1 protein-coding gene and 1 pseudogene are annotated in these 2,162 nt (G+C 73.0%); both read right to left on the reverse strand.

Features of this window, described 5'->3' with window-relative positions:
- Window positions 1-1,329, reverse strand: a 1,329-nt coding sequence (brxD, locus tag ACTIR_RS21845; RefSeq protein WP_065388545.1) for a BREX system ATP-binding protein BrxD, incomplete at its 3' end; no start/stop codon positions are given.
- A gap of 51 nt (window positions 1,330-1,380) precedes the next feature.
- A pseudogene (locus tag ACTIR_RS27405) lies at window positions 1,381-2,162 on the reverse strand (hypothetical protein); the annotation flags it as partial.

The following is a 2,162-nucleotide window of genomic DNA, read 5'->3' on the forward strand; positions in this document are numbered from 1 at the left end:
CCGGCTCGGCCGGGCGGTGTCCTCGGCCCGGCTCGGCCGGGCGGCGGCGTTGCGTTCCTCGGCGGTGAGTTCGTTGTCGGTGACGGTGAGGGCGTAGTCGCGGCGCGGGTCGAACTCGGCGAAGTCGTCCACCCGGTCGAGCACATCGGCGACGAGCTTGCGCAGGAACACCCGCGGCGCGACGCCGACCTTGCCACCGAGTTCGCCGGTGAGGGCGCGGGCGAAGGTGGCGAGGTAGTCGTCGTCGACCACGGCCTGCACCCGCTCCGGGTTGCGGGCGAGCCCGATGTAGAGGTCGCGGGTCTTGCGCCCCAGTTCGACGAGCCGGTCGAGGTCGAAGCCGGGCAGCCGCAGCTGCACCGCGCGGGGCGAGTCGAACTTCGCGTCGGTGGAGAAGTCCGTCGCCAGGCGCTGCGCGAGCGGGGGCAGCCGTTGCACGCCCTGCTGACCGTCGAAGAACGCGGGTGTGCCGGTGAGCACGAGGAACAGGCCGGGGAAACGGCCGGTGTCGATCTCGTCGATGAACTGGCGCAGCGCGTTGAGGCCCTTCTCCCGGACGTCGCCGCGCACCCGTTGCAGCGTCTCGGTCTCGTCCAGCACCAGCAGCAGGCCGGGGTGTCCACAGTCACGCAGTACGGTGAGTAGGCCCTGCAGGAAGCCGAGGGCGGCGAAGTGGTCGAGGTCGCCCCGCACTCCGGCGGCGCGGCGGGCGGAGGCGGCCACGGACTTCTGCCCGCCGAGCCAGGCGATCAGCGCCTCGGCGGTGGCGTTGTCGCCGTCGGCCAGTGCCGTGCGGTAGCCGCGTAGGGCGGCGGCGAACGCGGGGGTGGTGCGGGCGACCTCGGCCAGCCGTTGTTCGGCGAGTTCGTCCACGGCGGCGGCCAGCGCCCGCTCGTCGTCCTCGGCGACCTCGCCGGTGTCGAGGACGTGCTCCTCCAGCGTGTACAGCCAGGAGTCGACGACGGCGCGCAGGGCGCTGGGCTGGTGGGTGGCGGTGGTAAGCCGTTCGGTGAGCCGCCGGTAGACGGTCTCCAGCCGGTGCAGCGGGGTCTCGGTCTCCGAGATCTGGATCTCGGAGGTGGCCAGGCCCTTGCGTTTGGCGCTCTCGGCCAGCCACCGGGCGAAGAACGTCTTGCCGGAGCCGTACTCCCCGCGCACGGCGTGGAAGGCGGAGCCGCCGCGGGTGGCGGTGGCGAAGTCGTCGTCCATCGCGGTGGTGAACTTCTCCAGGCCGACGGCGAGCAGGTCGAGCCCACTGTGCGGCACGGTGCCGCGCCGCAGCGCGTCCACGACGTCACGCCGCCTGGCTTCACTGACCGCGCCGGTCACCGGCCTTCACCTCCACACCCGTTCGTGCACGTCACCGGACCCGAGTGTGCCTCAGGCGTCGAGCGCGAACTGCACCCGCAGGGTCTCGACGTCGAGGGTGACCCACCGGCCGCCGTCGACCACGGACACCACCGGGTAGCCGTCCACGTTGAGCAGGCGCTGCAGCGTGGTGACGAAGAACTCGGGCCTGCGGGCCGCGCGGCCGGCGACCTCGGCGACGGTGGACAGCGGCAGCCGGTGGTCCGCGTCGACGAGGGCGTCGAGGACGGCGGCGACGACCTTTCTGTCCGGCGGCTTCGGCACGAACGCCTGCTTGCCCGCGTACACGTCGCTGTCCACGACCAGCCGCCCCAGCGACGGCACCTCCTCGGTCTCCGCTGCAGGCGCTGCTGCCCCGTCCGACACCGCCGCCCCCCGCGGCGCCACGTCGAACAGCGGCACGGCGTCGTCCGGCCCGGGTGCCGGTTTTGTCGTGAGGGGCACTTTCCCTTCGTTGGGCGCAGCGAGGGGCACATTTACTGCGTCTGACGCAGGGAAAGTGCCCTTCACGGCAACCCCAGCGGGTGCCGTCGGGTCGGTGGGGGTCCACCAGGTGGGGGTGGTCTCGGCCGGGGTGAGGGCTTTCCAGCCGGTGGGTAGGGGGGTGTCCGGGGTCGGGAGGAACGTCAGGACCGGGACGGTCATCTCCGCCACCGAGGCGCCGCCGTGGTAACCGGCCCGGCGGTTGGTGTAGCGCAGGTCCTCGCGGACGGCGGCGACGATGCCGTCGCCACCGCCGCCACCGTTGCCGCCGGCGAGGACGCGCGGACCGGACAGCGCGACCTCGCCGTCGC

The sequence above is a fragment of the Saccharomonospora iraqiensis subsp. iraqiensis genome, assembly GCF_000430445.1.
Classification (GTDB): Bacteria; Actinomycetota; Actinomycetes; order Mycobacteriales; family Pseudonocardiaceae; genus Saccharomonospora; species Saccharomonospora iraqiensis.